Origin of the sequence: Streptomyces sp. NBC_00102, assembly GCF_026343115.1 — a bacterium.
Taxonomy (GTDB): Bacteria; Actinomycetota; Actinomycetes; order Streptomycetales; family Streptomycetaceae; genus Streptomyces.
Genome location: NZ_JAPEMC010000001.1, coordinates 5,958,903 through 5,976,126, shown reverse-complemented (window position 1 = coordinate 5,976,126; position 17,224 = coordinate 5,958,903). Strand labels below are relative to the sequence as shown.

The following is a 17,224-nucleotide window of genomic DNA, read 5'->3' as shown; positions in this document are numbered from 1 at the left end:
AGCCCGTACGGCCCACAGCGCGAGCGGGCTCTGCACGGACGGCGTACGGACCGTGCGTCCGGCCGCCGCCCTTCGCGGAACCGTGCGGGGGGCGGGCCCTCGCCGTGGGCCGGCCGGTGGCCGAGTGACCGCAGCACCGGTGCTACGACCGGGCGGTCCTGCGGGCCCGTGACCGGTCCGCGCTGACCGGTCCGGTCGGCGCTGACCGGTCCGGTCGGCGCTGACCGGTCCGGTCGGCGCCCAACAGGAATCTTTCCCAGGAGGAGACATGTCCAGAGCAGCCCGTCCCACCGGTACACCGCCAGGGCGGTCCGATACGACGGCCACCGCGGCCTCTTCCACGACGTCCTCCGCGGCGTCCTCCATCCGAGGCGCCGTCGAGCTGCCCGCCGCCGCGGGCGGGCCCGGCGACCTGCCGACCGGACGCCGTGGGCGGGCCGCCCGCGGCACGACGGGTGAGCCGGCGGGCGGCGCGAGCGGCGCGACGGCCTCCGAGGCGCGACGCGCCGGAATCGCGGTGCTGCGGGGCACGGCGGCGGCGGCACTCGGCAGGACGTCCCCGGCCCGCGAGACCACATCCGTATCCGCCACCGCGTCCACGTCCGCCGCTGCTTCCGCGGCCCGGGCGGAGCCGGACTCACGGGCGGAAGCGGCGTCCGGGTCGGAGGCCGAGTCGGCGGAGGCCGGGTCCGGCGCACGGTCCGGCTCCCGGGCTGAAGGTGAGGGGGCCTCCGAGTCCCGGACATCGTCCGGCGCCGGGGCGCTGTCGGGGGCCAGGGCGCTGTTCGGCAGGCGGGCGGCGCGGTCCTCGGGCCGGGATCGGGACCTGAGCGGGACCGAAGGCTCCGAGGGTTCCGCGGGTGAGTCCGCCGACGTGGCCGAGAGCGAGGGTGAGGGCGAGGCGCAACGGGAAGGCCTGCGCGCGGCCGCTTCCTCCGGCACGTCCACCCCGCCCGGCCAGGAGGAGGGGTCCGGCCCCGACTCGCCGCACCGGCCGAAAAAGCCGATGCTGGCCGCCGCCGCGCTGACCGGTCTCGTGCTCTTGGCCGTACCGCTGCTGCTGGCCACGGGAGGCGACCGGGACGACAAGGCGACCACGGCCGAGCAGGTCCATGACTACGACTCGATCCCGGGCGAGGACACCGGGCCCACGGCCGAGCCGGGTGTCTATGTGCCGGACAAATCCCGGAAGACCTCCGCGTCGGGCACGCCGTCGCCGGAGGCCGCGGAGAAGGGCAAAGAGAAGGCAGGGGAGAAGAGCGCGGCCGGGGACGACGCGCCCGAGGAGACCGGCCGGAAGGCCGTCGCGGGTTCGGTCCTCGCGCCGGCGGCCGGGGAGGAGGGGAGCGCGCTGTCCAAGGACCAGGCGGCCACCGACGGGGAGAAGAAGGCGGCGGCCGACACCGCCTCGGCACCCTCGTCCTCGTCGTCCTCCTCGACGAGCAGGGACACCGCCCCGCAGTGGGAGTCCGCCACCCGCGTGTTCACCAACGCGTACACCAGCACATGCCTGGGCCAGGACCGGCCGGGGCGCTTCATCGCCGACGCGGCGTGCGGCACCGACAAGTGGCAGCGGCTCGTCCTGGGCACCGGCTACTCGCTGTTCAAGAACACGGCCTCGGGCATGTGCCTGGACACCAACGAGGACACCCTGTACGTCTCGCCCTGCACGGACAAGGACTCCGGGCAGCGCTGGCGGACACCGTCGGCGGGCTCGTGCACGGTCTATCTGGTGAGCATCGGCGGGCGTTACACGACCGGCTGGAACACCAACGGGGTATCGATGCGCGTCTGGAACGACGTGGACACGCTGGACAAGCAGAAGTGGCGGGTCTCACCAGGAGTGTCGTCCGGCTGCTGACGTTGGGTCACTTCGTCACCTGGGCATTTATCTTGTAGCACCGAAGCCGTCGGCCCCCGAACCCGGGCCGACGGCTTCGCCGCGCCAACTCCCGTGGAGAATCACCGGGAACGCGCCTCGGTCTCTTCCGGGCGCAGCGCGGGCCCCGCCATCAGGGCATGCGCCGCGGCTTCCGCGCCGTGCCAGCCGGTCCGCGCCGCGAGCAGCTTCGCGGCGGCGGCGTGCAGTGACTGGCTGCGCGCCGGGCTGAGTTCGGCGAGTACGCCCTGCAGCAGCAGCCCGGCGGGGAAGCGGTAGCCGCCCGGCTCCTCGTGCGAGGTCTCCCCGCGCCAGGTCAGCAGCCGGGCCGTGACTGCCTGGTCGGCGAGTTCGAGCACCTGGTCCACGGGGAGTCCGGTCAGCTGGGAGACCAACGTCATGTCCGGCCGGCCGCCGAGCACGGCCGCCGCGTCGATGACCTGGCGGGCAGCGGGTGACAGGTCGGCGAGCCGGGTACGGACCACGCTGCGCACGGCCAGGGGCACGGCTCCGGCGCGCGGGCCCACGGGCTGCTTGAGCAGCTGGGTGAGCAGGAAGGGGTTGCCGCCGCTCAGCTCGTGGAACCGGTGCGTTACGTCGCCACTGTCGGCGTCGCCGTCCGCCGCGAGCACGACCCGCCGGACGTCGTCCTCGGTGAGCGGGTCGAGCCGCAACTGCTCGGCGCCGCAGGCCGCCAGCTCCGCGAGGAACCGCTCGGTGACGGGACCGGGGTCGTCGGTCACCGTGCACAGCATCGCCAGCGGCGCGTCGCGCAGCGTGCGGGCGTGTACGGACAGCAGTCCGCGTACGTCGGCGGAGGCCAGGTCGATGTCCTCCACCACGCACAAGGTGGGCCGCGGTGACTCGCCGCCCTCCGCCAGCCGCTCCAGTGTCTCGGTGAGCAGTCGCAGTTGACGCTCCGCTATGCCGGACCCGGGCAGTCCGTCCACGGCGCACCGGGTACGCAGCACGATGGCACCGGACGCGGCGGCCCGCTGGGCGAGTTCCTCGGCGACCCGGGTCTTGCCGATGCCGGGCTCTCCCGAAAGGACGGCCCATCCGGTGTGCCCGCCGGCGGCTTCCCGCAGCATTGCCGAGAGCCGCCCCAGCTCGTCCTCGCGACCGGGTAGGGTCCACCCGACGGGCGGCAGCTCGGCCGCGAACCGCTGGGTGCCGAGCGCCTGGGACCTGACAGGCGGGCGCAGCACCACGGTGTCGTGCCGGAGGATGGCCATCTGCGTCTCGCGCAGCGCCGGTCCCGGGTCGAGGCCGAGGTCGCGGGCGAGCAGGGTGCGTACCGTCTCGTAGCGCTGGAGCGCCTCGGCGTGACGGCCCGCGAAGTACAGGGCGCGCATCAGCATGGCCCAGGACGCCTCGCGCAGGGGATCACGCTCGACAAGCCGTTCGGCCCCGATGATCGCCTGGGCGATCTGGCCCTCCTGGAGCAGCAGGGTGGTGAGCAGTTCCTCGGCGGAGAGCTTCAGTTCTTCGAGCCGGCTGACCTCGCCCTCGACGAACCGTTGGTGCGAGGCGTCCATCAGCGGGGTGCCTCGCCACAGGCCGAGGGCCCGCTCGGTCTCCTGCCGCGCCTCGCCGACCCGGCCGCCCGCGGCGAGCGCGTGCGCCTGTTGCAGGGCCCGCTCGAACTGCACGGAGTCCAGCATCTCGGGCGGCAGCCGCAGGGCGTACCCGGTGGGGACGCTGCGCAGCACCTTCGCCTGCTCCTGACGGGCGCGTCCTGGTTCGAGCACCATGCGCAGCCTGCTGATGTGGGCGTGCACCGAGGAGACCGCGCTGGGCGGCGGGCGGCCGTTCCACAGGTCGTCACAGAGCCGGTCCACGCCGACCGTGAGGCCGTTCTCCAGGAGGAGGCGCAGCAGCAGGGCGCGCCGCTTGGGCGGCCCCAGGTCGAGAATCTCCGTCCCGCGCTGCACTTCCAGCGGGCCGAGCAAACGAAACTCCATCAGGCACCTCTCTATGACGTAAGTGCCACGATCACGCGAACGACTGCTCACTCGACAGGCCGATCACTGCTCACTTCCGCTCAACCTCCATGGGCATGGCCACCGCCACCGGGGCTTTCAAAACGCTTCAGTCCTCGCAGGACCAGTCGCTGACGCGCCACTCGGACTTTCCGGCGGTGAAGCCGGTCACGGAGGCCGTGCCCGCGTTCCAGCCGGTCAGGTAGTCCCCGATACCGCGCTCGTACGCGAGGCGGCTGAAGATGCTCACGCCGCAGTCCCGCACATACCAGCGCTGGCCGAGGTCGGAGGCGTTGCAGTCGGAGAGGTAGACGTCGACTCCATCCGTGTCCAGACACGAGGTGCTGGTGATGTTCCGGAGCATGTCGCCGCTCTCGGTCTGCCGGATCTGCCAGGTGGTGGGCTTCGATCCGGAGCAGTCGTCCATACGGACCTGACGGCCCTCCTCGCCCAGGCACGCACCGGTAGCCGCGTTGCGGATGGTGTGCGGCTGGGCAGGGAAGTCGATGGCGTATGCGGTGGGCACGGCCGCGAACACGGCCGTCAGCGCGGCAATTCCCGTCAGAGCAGGGCTCAGTCTGCGCACGTTCGTCCTTCCTCCGGCTGCGCCCGGCCCGGTCGGGCCTGGAAAGCGGCAGCCGTCAGTACACGACGAGCAAGTACGCGAACCGGTTCATCGAGTTCCGCGTCCGGGGCATGGAATGTCCGGACCGTCGGCGGGTGCGCTACAGGGCCAGGTGCTCCGGCAGGCGGAACCATCCGTCGGGCCCGTCGGTGAACGCACGGCTGTCGGCGGGGCGCAGACCCGTGACGGCGCAGTAGTACCCGACGGAACCCTGGTAGAGGTACGAGGCGAGGACGGCGTCCGCCGCCGGGCGGAGCCCCGCCCCCGGGCCCTCCTCACCCGCGTGCGGGCTGTCGGCTCGCTCCCAGTGGTCGTCGCCCACACCGCAGGTGATCTCGAACAGGGTCGGCGGCGGGCCGTAGCTCACGCTGTCGCCGTCCCTGAACAGCCAGCCGTGCCCGCTTCCGGAGGGATTGGAGTAGTAGCCACAGCTGACGGTGCCCGGCGACAGCCGTCGCTGAGCGGAGTCGGTGAATACACCCAGCCCCCAGGGCTGAACGACGACACAGCCCCCGGGGACCGCCGTCACGCCGACGATCGCCATGTCCTCGTCGCCGAAGTCCTGTTCGTACCAGTCCTCGTAGTTTCCGGCCACCGCACGGCCGAGCGGCTCCGCCTCCAGTCGCCGGGCGGTCTCGGCGGCGTCGATTCCGGCCACGAAGGCCAGGGCTGTGTTCTCGTACGGAATGTACTCACCGAGTGCCTCGCACAGGAGCCGGCTCTCCGCCACCGCCGCCTCCTCGCCCGGGGTCAGGCCGGGGGCGCCCCCGCGACGGCCGAAGAGCCCGGGACACGGCCCGGCGAGGCTGAGGCGCGCGGGTGACCAGTTTCCGAGCATCCGCTTCCATGGGTCGGCCCCCGCGGCCGCCAGGGCGCGGGCGTTGTCGTGCCGCCGGGCGTGCACGGCCCGGAACAGTGCGGTGTGCGCGTCGGCCGTGACATCCAGGTCGTCCACCAGCTCGGCGAGCAGGGCGACGACTTCCGGGGATCCGTATTCGGCCGCGTCGTGCAGCAGCGACGGGTGACGGGGATCGGCTCCGCTCTCCAGGCGGCCTTCGATCTCGGCGAGATCGGTCCAGTCATCGAGGGTCAGTCCGGCCCAGGGGTTCGCCATCACGTGTCCTTGTGTGTCGGAGGTACGGGGTCGGCGTCATGACGGCGCCCACGCCGGTCACGCCGGTCACTCGACGACGAACGTGCTCCTGTGCGGAGTGGTTCACAAAAGAGCGCCAATTCCCGGCAAGACGACGACAAGTACCGGCCAAGTCCGCTGCCACACACTGACGATGATCCGTCAAGAGCAGACCACCCGAGTCGGCGGCGGACAACACATGGGGGTCTCGAACGTCATGGGGCAAACCACAAGTGCCCAGGTGGACAGATCCGCCACCGCGGCGCGCGAGCCGTCCCGTCCCGTCGGCCCGTCCGGCCCCGGGCGGCCTGTCGACCGGGACGGCGAGAGCTTCGTGCGCATGATCTACGAGCAGTACGGCACGGTGCTGATGCGCTTCGCGGCCCGGCTGCTCGGCGGCGACTGGGACCGCGCCGAGGACATCCTCCAGGAAGCCGCGGTCCGGGCCTGGCGGCACATCGGCATGCTCGGCGAGCAGGAGGAGAACCTGCGCCCCTGGCTGTTCACCGTCGTGCGCAACCTGGTGATAGACGATCACCGGGCGCGCCTGATCCGGCCCGCCACCGCCTGTCCCCTGGACCGTGTGACACTCCCCGTGGCCGACGAGATCGAGCGGACCCTGACCCGGCACATCGTGCACGACGCTTTGACCGACCTGACCCCGCAGCAGCGGCAGATCCTGCATCACATGCACTTCCTGGGACACAGCGTCGCGGAGGCCGCCGCCGCGCTCGGCATCGCGCAGGGCACCGTGAAGTCCCGTACCTATTACGCCGTACGGGCCCTCAAGGCCGCTCTGGAGAAGCGTGGAATACAGTCCTGATCCTCGGCGGAACGGCAGCGCTGCCCGGCCAGTCACTTCCCTGGCCGGGCGCCGTCCCGGTTGATGAGGTGGTAGCCGACGGCCATCCGCTGTTGCCCGTGTCCCTCACCGACGCAGCCCGACAGGTAGCGCGTGTCACCATGGGTGTCCAGGCACCGACCCGTGCCGTAGTTCCGCAACCTGCCGCTGGACCAGGCGCTGTCCACCCAGGACCAGTGGACACCAGGGTTGTTCTGGCTGCTGATCGCGGTACAGCTGGACTGGCTCACCGTACGGTCCTTCCCGGCCAGGCAGGGGCCGGTGCGCACGTTCTGCTTCCTTCCGTAGGAACCGGCCGTTGCCTGAGCCGGGCTGCTCGCCAAGGTGGCGGTGAGCACGAGACCTCCCGCGGCGCCGAGCGCGGCCGTTCTCAGCTGCCCCGCGACGTCTTCAGCAGCTTGCTGCCCGGCTTGTCGCTCATGACTTGCCCTGGTGGACCGGAACGGCGTGGTGCCGTGGTACGGATCTGCCGACCACTGCTTCGAGCCGGGCCGCGACCTGGTTCACGGCACGTGTGACGTGAACCAGGTCCAGCGTCCGTTGCGTCCGTTGCGTCCGTGGGCCCCGGGGCGCCGCCCTTGCACTCGGGCACGGGCCCGGGGACGTGGCGGGCCCACGAATCCCGCTACATGCTCCAGTGCTGCTTGTTGATCACGTCCACGTCCCCCACCGGCGACACGGAGACCGTGCCCGCGTTCCAGCCGGTCAGCGCCCCGCCGGCCAGGAGGCTGGTGAGCTGGTAGGAACCGGCGGTGTACATCCAGAGCTGCCCGCGGTCGGCCGTGTTGCACCCCGACAGATAGACGTCCGCGCCATTGGTGTCCAGGCACATGCCCGTCGCGGTGTTCTTCAGCAGGCCGAGAGGCGCGTCATTGACCCACTGCCAGGTGACACCGGGGGCGAACTGACTGGCGACCGAGCAGGAGTACTGGCTCACCGTGCGGTCGGTGGCACCGGCCAGGCAGAGACCGGTGTGCGCGTTCCGGTAGTTGAGGGTGCTGGAGGCCGACGCCTGAGCCGGTGCGCTCACCAGGACGGCGGTGAGCGCAAGGCCTCCCGCCGCCCCGTAAGCGGCGGTCCTCAGCTTGCTCCGCAGCCTGTTGCGCGGCTTGTCGCTCGGCTTGTCACTCATGAACTTCTCCTGGTGAGCCTGGAACGGCTTGGTGCCGTAATACGGGGGTATCTGCCGACCACTCCTACGAGCCGTACCGCGACCTGGTTCACGGCACGGGAGATGTGATCACCAGCTCCAGCGCTGCTTGTTGAGGACGTCCGCCTCGCCATCGGCCACCACGGCGACACCGTCGGCGTTCCAGCCGGTCAGCGAGCGGCCGTTCAGCAGGCTGACCACCTTGTCACCGTTGAACCACCATGACTGCCCCGCGTCCTCGCTGACGCACCCGGACAGGTAGACGTCCGCGCCATTGGTGTCCAGGCACATGCCCGTCTTGGAGTTCTTGAGCATGCCGAACGGGAAGGGTGCCACGTTGTTCGTCAGGGTCCACGCGATGGCGGCGCTGTCCTGGGTCGAGCAGGAATACTGGCTCACCGTGCGGTCAGTGGCACCGGCCAGGCAGAGACCGGTGTGCGCGTTCTTGAACGACGTGTAGGAGGCAGCCGACGCCGGGGTCGTGCCGCTCACCAGGGCGGTGAGGGCCAGGGCTCCGGCGGCCCCGAGGCCCAGGGTCCTCAGTCCGTTCTTCTTGGCCCCCGCGTTCTTCTCGCTCTTCATATTCTTCAGGTTCTTCATGACGTCCTCCTGATGGGACTGGGACAGCGTCGCGCCGTACGGCGTCCGCTCGCACCCCTGCTACGAGTCGTCGCGCCCGATGGTTCACGGCATGCGCGTGGGCCGCCGAACCCGTAGCCGGGCACCCGCCAGGAGCCGCTGATTCAGCGCCCGTTACCCTTCTGTTTCCTCTGCCGCGTGCGCGCGTGCGACGGTGCCGGACTCCGGCAAGTGGACGGCAAGGCCACACCAAGGCGCCCCGTCTACTTTTGCGCCTGCCAATTGGCTTGCACCACACGCCCTGAGCTGCCCAAAGACGTCGCAGCCGACATGGCGTGCGAGGCCGTACCGGGGCGCTACCGAACCGCCGTCTTCGAACCGGCACGGAGCGGAAGCCCGGTCGTGAGAAATAAGGCGGAGCATGGACGGGCGCGCGGACCGGCCGGGCGTGGACCGGCGGAAATTCCCTGACGAGGTGGCGACATCAGCTCACCACACACGGATTTCCGAGGAAGCACGCGCGATGTGCCGGATTCCTCTCGGCACTCCTGGCCTGCCGACCCGCCACCGTTTTGTGGGAGTTGTCGATGCTGCCGCGTGATTACCTGGAGTTCTCCGAGCTCGAGCTGGCGATGTTCTGGGGCCTGCTCGGCAGCCTCCCGCCCGAGGCGAACGCCCGGGCGGCGAACGAGCTGGCCGGGGTGTACTACCGGTACTCGCTCAGAATCGAGGCACTCGCGACCGAGCTGGACGACTCGGTGGACAAGGTCAAGGGCGCACTGCCCGGCACCACGGGCGACAGCTACAAGGGCGCGGTCGAGAAGGTCTCCGGCGGGCCCACCGGCCGGGGCATGCTGCGCATGGTCGGCGAATTCTCCGTGCAGGTCGGCGACGGTCAGCGCACCTACGCGCAGATCATCCTCAAGGCCAAGATCAACATGGAGTACGAGCTCGCGTTCTGCCTCATGATCCTGGCCGCGCTGTCCGCGATGGCCTACTTCACCGGCGGCCTCTCCTTCCTCCAGGCCGCCACCGTCAAGGCCCGCACCCGCCTCCAGCTCCTGACCATCATGCACTTCCTCTCCAGCCACTCCCGGATGGTCCCCGGCCTCGACGAAGCCATCGAAGAGGGACTCATCGAGTTCCTCTCCCAGCTCACCATGATGACCGCCGCCCCCACCGAGCTGCGGCAGAAGAAGTTCGACTGGCGCGACATCGCCGAGAGCGCCACCGTGGGCTACTTCGCCAGCATCTCCACCGAGGTCACCCGCAAACTCCTCGACCCCCTCACCCACCTGCCCAAGGACACCCCCGGCGGCAAGTTCACCAACGAAGTCGTCAAGAGCCTCGCCGACGGCGTCGCCGAAGGCGTCGGCGAACCCACCGGCGTCATGTTCAGCGACCTCCTGTGGCACGGAACACTCAGATTCGACACCGGCAGCATGCTCGGCGCCGGCGTCAGCGCCGTGACCACCGGCCTCCTCGGCAGCGGCCTCATCGAAGGCGCCACCGCCCTGGCCCGATGGAAGTACCAGAACCTCAACACCCCCCTCAACACCCAGACCTGGACCGGCCCCGACGGCACCGGCCCCAACCTCTCCGGCCTCACCACCACCGGCACACCCACCCCCACACCCCCCAACCTCACCACCAACCCCACCCACAACCCCACCACTTCCAACCCCAGCCCCCACCCCACCCACCTCTTCAGCCCCAGCCCCACCCCCATCCTCACCACCACCAACCTCACGGGCCCCAACCTCACGGGGCCCGACCTCAGCCTCACCGGACCCCACTCCACCACCACACCTCCCACCACCACACCCCTCACCCCGACGCCCCTCACCCCGACGCCCCTCACGAGGACACCCGACCCCCTCGACCCCGACGCCATCACCACGATCGGCACCCTCGACCCCGCCTACATCCGCCCCGACCTCACGCAGACCACCACCACCCCGGCCACCACCACCCCCACCCCCACCTCCACCCACACGCCCACGCCGACTCCCACGCCCACGTCCACGCCGACTCCCACGCCCACGCCCACGCCGACTCCCACGCCCACGTCCACGTCCACGCCGACTCCCACGCCCCCCAGCACCCGACCCGAGCCGACCACCCAGCCCAACCCGGTAAGCCCAGACGACAAGTCGAACCCCACACTGCCCAACGCGGGGACCTCCCGAGATCAGTCGAACTCCACGCCGCCCAACTCGATCAACCCCGAAGGGAAATCCAACTCCACACTCCTCAACCCGGCTGCCCCCGAAGACCACCAAATCTCCCATCACCCCAACTCCGTCGCCACCGGGGACAACGCCAGCACCACACCCGAAGACGACGCGCCCACGGCCACGGACACGGGAACCAGCACCCCCACCCCCACCCCCACCCCCACCAGCACCGGCACCGGCACCGGCACCGGCACCGGCACGAGCACCGCCCCCACCGGCGAGACCCCCACCGCCCCCAAGACCCCGGTGACCCCGGAGAGCACCGGCACCACCTCCGGAACCCCCAAGCCGATCGGCACAACCGCCGCCACCCCCGACAACTCCGAGACCTCCGCCTCCCCGACCGTCCAGCGCATGCCCGGCACCACCACACCCGGCACCGACGCGCCCGGAACCACCGCAGCGGACACCACCACGCCCGACGGCACGTCCTCCGGTCCCACGGAGTCCCACACCCCCACCTCCGACGCCCCCGTCACCGACACTCCGGTGACCGGCGCCCCCACGTCCGACGTCCCGTTGACCGACCACACGACCCCCGGCGCACCCGAAGACGTCACCCTGCACGTCCGCAGGGTCCCCGAGGCCTCGGGCGGCTGGACGCGTGAGGTCGTCCTCACCCTCCCGGTGGACGTCCCGGCCTCCCTCACACCCGAGCAGTTCACCGACGTCCAGCGGAACGTCCGCGACCAGGTCGCCGCTCTCGTCGGCACCGGCCCCCAACTCCCGACTTCCCAGGACCGCGTGCGCGTCGACCTCACCCTGATTCCCGCCGCGCACGGCACCCCGTACACCCTCGAACTCGTCACCGATCCCGCCCGGACCGGCGACGAAGCCGAACCCAGCGTTCAGTTCCGCCCCAACACCCTGGACGCGCCACCGAACAGCCCGCTGGCCCTGGCCCAGCACCTCCTGACGAGTGCGGGCCTCTCCCTCCCGCCGAGCACCCGCGGCACCCGCGGCACCCGCGATCAGAACCAGGATTCGAGCCAGGATCCGAGCCAGCTCCTGGACCCGACCCCTGGCCTGCCCCCCGTCAGCCGGCCCACGGTCACCGAGACCCTCGCCCGCATCGAGTCCACGACCGACACCGCGCTCACCACGCTCGATGGCACCGCCACGCTCGATGGCCCCAACCCCGCGCCGGTCGGTCAGCCGACGGCAGCGGTCCTGACCCAGTCCGGTGAGGTCCGGCTGCCTCCAAGTGATCCCGTGCGTACCGACCCGGTCACCGCCCCTGCCACGAGTACGACGTCTACGACCCCGTCGAGTACGACCACGCCCGCTGCCGGCCTCGCCACCCGCGAAAGCAGCGGCCTGCCGGACGCGCTCGCCTCATCGGGCATGCTCGGGTTCGGCAGGCGCAACAAGCGCGCTCAGGACGGCAGGCGGGGCACGGACGGCAACGACGGCCCCCAGCCGCCCCTGCCGACGGCGGGGTCCTCGGCGGCCGGTCCGAGCACCCTCGTCTCCCTTGCCCCGCCGGCATCCGCGAGCGCGGGTCCGGAAGGCGGTCCTTCCTACCCGGACAGGCTCGCCCGTCTCACGAGCGAGCTGGAGACCGCGACCCGCTTGTACGGTGACCAGCCGGGAAGTCTGCGACGGAACGCCAACGGCGAGCATCAGCGGGTGCTGACCTCCGTCTTCCCCCGCGCCAAGGACAACTCCTTCAAACGCTTCCCCGATCCTCGGGGCGCTTTCTACATGATGAGCGGTCCCGTCAGAGCCCTCAACGAGGCCCACGTCCGTAACGGCATGGCCACCGACGCGGGCTCCGCGGAGTGGGTGCGGCGCGTCAACGGGGCCCGGACGAACGACCCGGCCTGGCTCGCGAACTGCTCGGACGTCACGCGGAGCGTGCTGTTGTCCTGGCACGGCGTACCCACCGCCGCCGCACCCGTCGTCCACACCATTGACCCCGCCGACCCCACCGCCGCCCCTGTCGTCGAGGACAGGGCCAACAACAGAACCGTTGCCTGGCTGCGCGCTCAATGGCGTAGCCCGGAGTACCGACCGGACGGAACGTCCTCGTCCGATCAGGCATGGAACAGCGTGGCGGCGCGCCTGCGCAGAGGCGGCCACGGTTCCTCCGCGCTCATCGTGTTCCAGCCGGAAGGGAGGAATCGGTCCCTGACGAGCCCTTCGCACTCCATCAACGCCGTCAATCACAAGGGCCGCATCTACTGGATCGACGGGCAGCGTGGCCGGGTGAGCGAACGGCCGCTCTACCGGGCGGCCGTGATGCAGTCCATCGAACTCGGCCCGGACCTCAGCTGGCTCGATCCGCCGACGCCGGAGCGGGCAGGGCTGTTCCTCCCTGAGGCGCTGGACGCCTCTACCTTCGCCTCTCCGGGCGCCTTGGCTGACTCGGCGCGGGCCCAGGCAGCCGCTTCCCCCGGCCCGTTCGGCGTCCCGCCCACGGCCAACGGCACCCTGCCCCCGGCGGGCGACCACTCCCTGTTCGAGAACTGGCGGGAGCGGTCGGCCTCGCACTGGTGGGTGCGCCGCTCGAAGGAACTGGGCGCGGTGGACGCGGCCGTGGAGACCTGGCTGAAGGACGGCAGGACCCGGCCGGAGAACGACGCGCTCGCCCGCCGGCAGCTGAACTCCATCATGGCCGCGGTCGACACCTGGCAGGCGGCGAAGCGGGGCCGCAGCGGTCGGATGGCGGAGGTCAGGCAGCTGCGCGCCCAGGTCACCTCGCTGCTCGACTCGGTCGAGGGGCGCACGGCGCGTACCCTGGCCGAGGTTCGGGACAGGCACGACCAGGCCATCGCGGCGGCGCGCGAGGCGGGCCGGCAGATCCTGAGATGGCGGCTGCCCGCCTACCTGTCGAGCATGCGGGCCCCCGGCCACACGACCCTGCACGACGTCCCGGCCACCGACCTCCTGTGGCTCAGGGAACGGATCGAGCTGGGCACCGAGGGCGGTTCCGCCCGGGACGTCATCGATGCCCTCGACGCGGACCCCGCGTCGTTCATCGGCCCTGGGCAGTCGTTCCAGGTCCGGGGCCGCGACGGCTGGTACGACGTCACGGTCTCCCTGGAGCGTGCCTCGCGGGAGCCGCGACCGATCATCACTACGGTGTCGTCCGGGAATCTCGGACCGGACGACGTGATGCGGCACTTCACTCAGCTGGAGAGCGGCAACGACGTCATACAGCAGTCCTCCAGGAGCAGCGGGCCGGTCCTGCGCGTCACCGGGACCGCGCTGCTGCCGACCCCGCAGCCCGCGCTGCTCGCGGGTGTCTCCGCCAACGTCAATCTGGGCTACCACGTGCTCGGCAAGGCGGACACCCGGGTTGCCGGTACCACGGACCTGAACAAGATCACGGGGCGCGACGGCAGCGTCGATGTCTCCCGGCCGGTGCAGTGGAACGTGCGGGTCTCCCGCGCCGGCGGGCCGCAGCGCACCTTCAGCGCGGACAGCCGGATGACGTTCCGGGTGCCGACCGCGGATCTGGTGCCCGACACGGCGGATCCGCAGCCTTCGCAGCCCACTGCTCTGGACTCCGGTACAAGCCGGAAGCTGGCGCTGTCGCCCTCGATGAGCCCGGTCACCACCGACCCGGGCAGCCCGCTCCAGGGCGGGGGCGGTCTCTTCGACGCGATCGCCTCCAGCGTGCACCCCGCGCTCACCGGTCCTGGCAGCCCCGGCCGCAGCCTCGCCTTCGGCATGGCCTCGGCCGGCGCTCTCACCCGCGACATCCGGCGCATACTCGGCGGCCCGGTGACCTCCCTCGACCTCGTCGGCGCCGACGGCACAACGAAGGGCGCCGTACGGCTCACCGCCGATGTCCTCTCGGTCACGCCGATACCCGTGAACCGGCCCGCACCGGAAACCGAATCGGAGACGACGCCGGAGACCGAACCGGAGACCACGGCGAGCAGCAGCGCCAAGGGCAAGCAGCCCGTCAGGGACGGCGGCACACCGGAGGTGACCGTCTCTGCCGGCACGCCGGAGGAGAGCGCCCCGGCCGACGCGGCGGAGACCGCCTCCTCGTCCAAGGGGACGCCGTCGAACATGCTGCGGCCCCGGCACAAGGCGGTGACGGCGCTCAAGCAGAAGACGTCCGGTTCTTCGCAGTCGGTCGCCATGGTCGGACCCGGCGTCGGTGTGGGGATCGGCGCGGGAGGCCCGAAGGCCCGCGTCTTCCTCCAGCCGGGCACGGAGTGGTCGCGTTCGAGGTTCGAGTCCACCACACGGGCTCTCGCCCTGAAACACGGCGTGGACATCGGCGAGGACGAGGTGCTCTACCTCGCGCAGGTCCGCGTACGGGTCAGGGGGACTGGCCCGGTGTCCCCGGCCCGCCGGGTGCACGGCGACAAACCGGCCGAGACCACGGTGCGGTTGTGGTTCCGGCTCAGCGTCACCGAGGCCGACGAACTGGGACTGCCGTTGCCCGAGGGCGTGACGGCGCCCGAGACGTCGTTCGACAAGCCGTCCGGTTTCGGCCGCATCATGCCGGCCGGGCCCAAGGGTGCCAGCGTGAGCATGACCGGGCTCGACACCACGGACCTGCTGGCGGGCATCGAGCGGATCTTCGCGACGGACGACCGGCTGTACGGCATCCTGCCCGCCTGGCAGGGCCCGGACGACCGGAACCGGCTGCACCGGCGCAACTGGTGGATCGACGAGGCCAACCACGACCGGATGCGGAACAACAGCCGGGCCCTCACGTCCGCCCTGTCCGGCCTCAACCTCCAGACGCACAAGGGCCAGTTGCTCGACACGGGCGTCTACGTCCCGCTGGTCCGCAAGCACGCGGATGTCACCCAGACCGTCCTCGTCCGGGTCAAGGGGCGGCTGGCCACGGCCCCCGAGTACCTGGGCGACCGTGCCGACCGCGACATGGTCACCTCCATGACCTCCGTCCAGAAGGCTGCCTCGGGGCAGTCCGTGGAGACCGGCGGCCTGATCGTGCTGCGCGGCGCCGCCAAACCCATTCCCGGGCACCTGTACGTCACCGCGTTCGGCGGACTCGTCGCCACCTCGGCGCGCGCCAACGAGGGCAGCCGGACCATCGCGGGCGGTTTCGAGAGCCAGGGCATGGGCCCGGCCGCAGCCTGGGACGGCACGCTGGTCTTCGACGTGACGATCACATCCGTCGAGCGCAAGCGCCTCTGGCGGCGCTCGGTGCTGCCCGGTCGAGTCGGCAGGCATCAGCCGCCCGTTGTGACCATCGCCAAGACACCGGAGCCCGCGGGCGCCACCCCCAGCGGCTCCGGGGCCGGCACCGGCGTCGACGTCACCGCCGACGTCACCGCCACCGACATCGCCCCCGTCGTCGCCACTGACATCGACCTCGTCAGCACCGCCAACGACACCTCCCTTCCCATCAGCACCAGCACCAGCACCGACGTCACCGCTCTCGTCGCCGGCACCGGCAACAACGCCGTCACCGCACCTCCCGGGACCGTCACCCTGATCGCACCGGTCACCGCACCGGTGCGTTTCTACTCCTCGGCCGGGTTCACCCTGCCCGACACGGCCCCGGACACCTCCCGGCTGCGGCCCCCGGGGCTCCCCGAGAGTTTCTCCGTGCCGCCGGTGCTCGGCGTCAACACCCTCCTCGACAGGCAGTGGTGGACCTCGAATGCCCCCGAACTGCCCGCGTGGCTGATCCTGGAGGACGTCGCCTCCGCCGAGACCATGCTCGCGCAGGCGGCGCGGCTGCTGACCGACGCCGCCGCCCAAAACGACAGCGCCCTGTCGACTCCGGGCCTGATGCCCGCGGTGACCGTCGAGGACATGCTCAACTCCGAGGGCACCGCCGTCGGCCTCCAGGTCGGCAGCGGGCAGGTGTGGACGCGGGACAACCTGCGCTTCCCCCGTCGGTGGGAGTCGCTGTCCGGGGCGCTGGGCGTCAGGACACATGTGGTCGGGCCGCGGGTCGTGCATGTGGTCGGGGGCCCCCCGGTGGAGAAGTACGTATCCGGGGGGCAGTCGGCGTCGGGTGAACGGGAGTCCGTGTACGCCGCCGTGGGTGGTGTGTTCCTCCAGGGCGCGGGTGACCTCGCGCCCGAAGCCTGGGCCATGGGTGGTCCCGGCTTGGGCGCGGTCAGGGCCAGGGGCGCGGCACGGTCCCGGGCGATCTCCGGCTCGGTCACCAGGACGGCCGTCTCCGATCCGGGCGGCCGTACCGTCCTGGTCCAGGCCGACCTCGTGGTGCTCATGGCCGCCGAGGTCTCCTCGAAGTACGACCCACCGCGGATGGCGGCCGACGGGCTCAGACTGCCCGATTCCGTCGCCATCTGGCTCACCGAGGAGCAGGCCCGCGACTTCGGCCTGGGCGACCAGCTCGACACGTACCTGACCGACGTCGACAGCCGCGTGACCGAGCTGGACAGTCGGGTGACCGAACTCGACTCGCCCCCGGCCGACCCCGCCGTCGACGCCCCCTCCACCTCCCTCACTCCGCCGGCCCCCGCAACGCAGGCCGGGCCCGCGGTGCCGCCCGCGCCCGACGCGCCGCCCGCGCTCGCCGCGCCGCGCGGCACCGGTTCCGGGGAGCCGAACTCGTTCCTCGACGGCACCGGCCCGCTCGGCCTGGGCCTGATCGAGTCCTTCCCCTCCGCGGAGCACCTGGTCTTCCAACTGCGGCAGGGAATCGCGGAACTGACGGGGCGGAGCACGAACCGGAACCTCGCGGACCTGGTGCTCCCGCTGGCGGCGTCGAAGGACCCGTTCGGCAACACCCGCCGTCTCACCCAGGCGCTCAGCCGGATAGGCGGTGCCTCGCTGCTCTCCGGAGCCATGGACGGCGGCATTCCGGTCT

At 71.3% G+C, this 17,224-nt stretch carries 9 protein-coding genes (1 of these 9 running past the window's edge); 3 read left to right on the top strand and 6 right to left on the bottom strand.

Going from position 1 to position 17,224, the window contains the following annotated elements; translation table 11 throughout:
• Positions 1–268: 268 nt before the first annotated feature.
• Positions 269–1,861 carry a hypothetical protein gene (locus tag OHA55_RS26370; RefSeq protein ID WP_266710139.1) on the top strand — a complete coding sequence of 531 codons (1,593 nt, stop codon included), beginning with the start codon at positions 269–271 and terminating at the stop codon, positions 1,859–1,861.
• A 101-nt stretch (positions 1,862–1,962) separates the two neighbouring features.
• Here OHA55_RS26370 and OHA55_RS26365 read toward each other — a convergent pair whose 3' ends face one another.
• The 3 genes from OHA55_RS26365 to OHA55_RS26355 form a co-directional block, all read right to left on the bottom strand.
• Complete coding sequence (locus OHA55_RS26365; RefSeq protein WP_266710138.1) at positions 1,963–3,843, bottom strand: BTAD domain-containing putative transcriptional regulator; 1,881 nt, start codon at positions 3,841–3,843, stop codon at positions 1,963–1,965.
• Positions 3,844–3,970: 127 nt separating this feature from the next.
• Complete coding sequence (locus OHA55_RS26360; RefSeq protein ID WP_266710137.1) at positions 3,971–4,447, bottom strand: ricin-type beta-trefoil lectin domain protein; 477 nt, start codon at positions 4,445–4,447, stop codon at positions 3,971–3,973.
• A 139-nt stretch (positions 4,448–4,586) separates the two neighbouring features.
• A complete protein-coding gene (locus tag OHA55_RS26355; protein ID WP_266710136.1) occupies positions 4,587–5,600 on the bottom strand; it encodes an ankyrin repeat domain-containing protein in 1,014 nt (337 codons plus the stop codon).
• Positions 5,601–5,859: 259 nt separating this feature from the next.
• On the opposite strand from OHA55_RS26355, the gene OHA55_RS26350 reads away from it, so the two are divergent.
• Positions 5,860–6,441: a sigma-70 family RNA polymerase sigma factor gene (locus OHA55_RS26350; protein WP_266710135.1), complete on the top strand. Its 582-nt coding sequence runs from the start codon at positions 5,860–5,862 to the stop codon at positions 6,439–6,441.
• A 32-nt stretch (positions 6,442–6,473) separates the two neighbouring features.
• Here OHA55_RS26350 and OHA55_RS26345 read toward each other — a convergent pair whose 3' ends face one another.
• The 3 genes from OHA55_RS26345 to OHA55_RS26335 form a co-directional block, all read right to left on the bottom strand.
• Positions 6,474–6,818: a hypothetical protein gene (locus OHA55_RS26345; RefSeq protein ID WP_266710134.1), complete on the bottom strand. Its 345-nt coding sequence runs from the start codon at positions 6,816–6,818 to the stop codon at positions 6,474–6,476.
• A 287-nt stretch (positions 6,819–7,105) separates the two neighbouring features.
• The gene (locus tag OHA55_RS26340; protein WP_266710133.1) at positions 7,106–7,612 is read right to left on the bottom strand and encodes a ricin-type beta-trefoil lectin domain protein; all 507 of its coding nucleotides are present in this window, start codon (positions 7,610–7,612) and stop codon (positions 7,106–7,108) included.
• Positions 7,613–7,720: 108 nt separating this feature from the next.
• The gene (locus OHA55_RS26335) at positions 7,721–8,230 is read right to left on the bottom strand and encodes a ricin-type beta-trefoil lectin domain protein (protein WP_266710132.1); all 510 of its coding nucleotides are present in this window, start codon (positions 8,228–8,230) and stop codon (positions 7,721–7,723) included.
• A gap of 566 nt (positions 8,231–8,796) precedes the next feature.
• On the opposite strand from OHA55_RS26335, the gene OHA55_RS26330 reads away from it, so the two are divergent.
• Positions 8,797–17,224 carry the beginning of a toxin glutamine deamidase domain-containing protein gene (locus OHA55_RS26330; protein ID WP_266710131.1) on the top strand. The gene runs 19,544 nt beyond the window's last position, so only the first 8,428 of its 27,972 coding nucleotides appear in the window; its start codon is at positions 8,797–8,799; the stop codon falls past the right edge of the window.

Excerpts from the sequence above, each read along its gene's own strand:
- OHA55_RS26365 (WP_266710138.1), bottom strand. The coding sequence starts at position 3,843 with ATGGAGTTTCGTTTGCTCGGCCCGCTGGAAGTGCAGCGCGGGACGGAG.
- OHA55_RS26335 (WP_266710132.1), bottom strand. The coding sequence starts at position 8,230 with ATGAAGAACCTGAAGAATATGAAGAGCGAGAAGAACGCGGGGGCCAAG.
- OHA55_RS26355 (WP_266710136.1), bottom strand. The coding sequence starts at position 5,600 with ATGGCGAACCCCTGGGCCGGACTGACCCTCGATGACTGGACCGATCTC.
- OHA55_RS26370 (WP_266710139.1), top strand. The coding sequence starts at position 269 with ATGTCCAGAGCAGCCCGTCCCACCGGTACACCGCCAGGGCGGTCCGAT.
- OHA55_RS26340 (WP_266710133.1), bottom strand. The coding sequence starts at position 7,612 with ATGAGTGACAAGCCGAGCGACAAGCCGCGCAACAGGCTGCGGAGCAAG.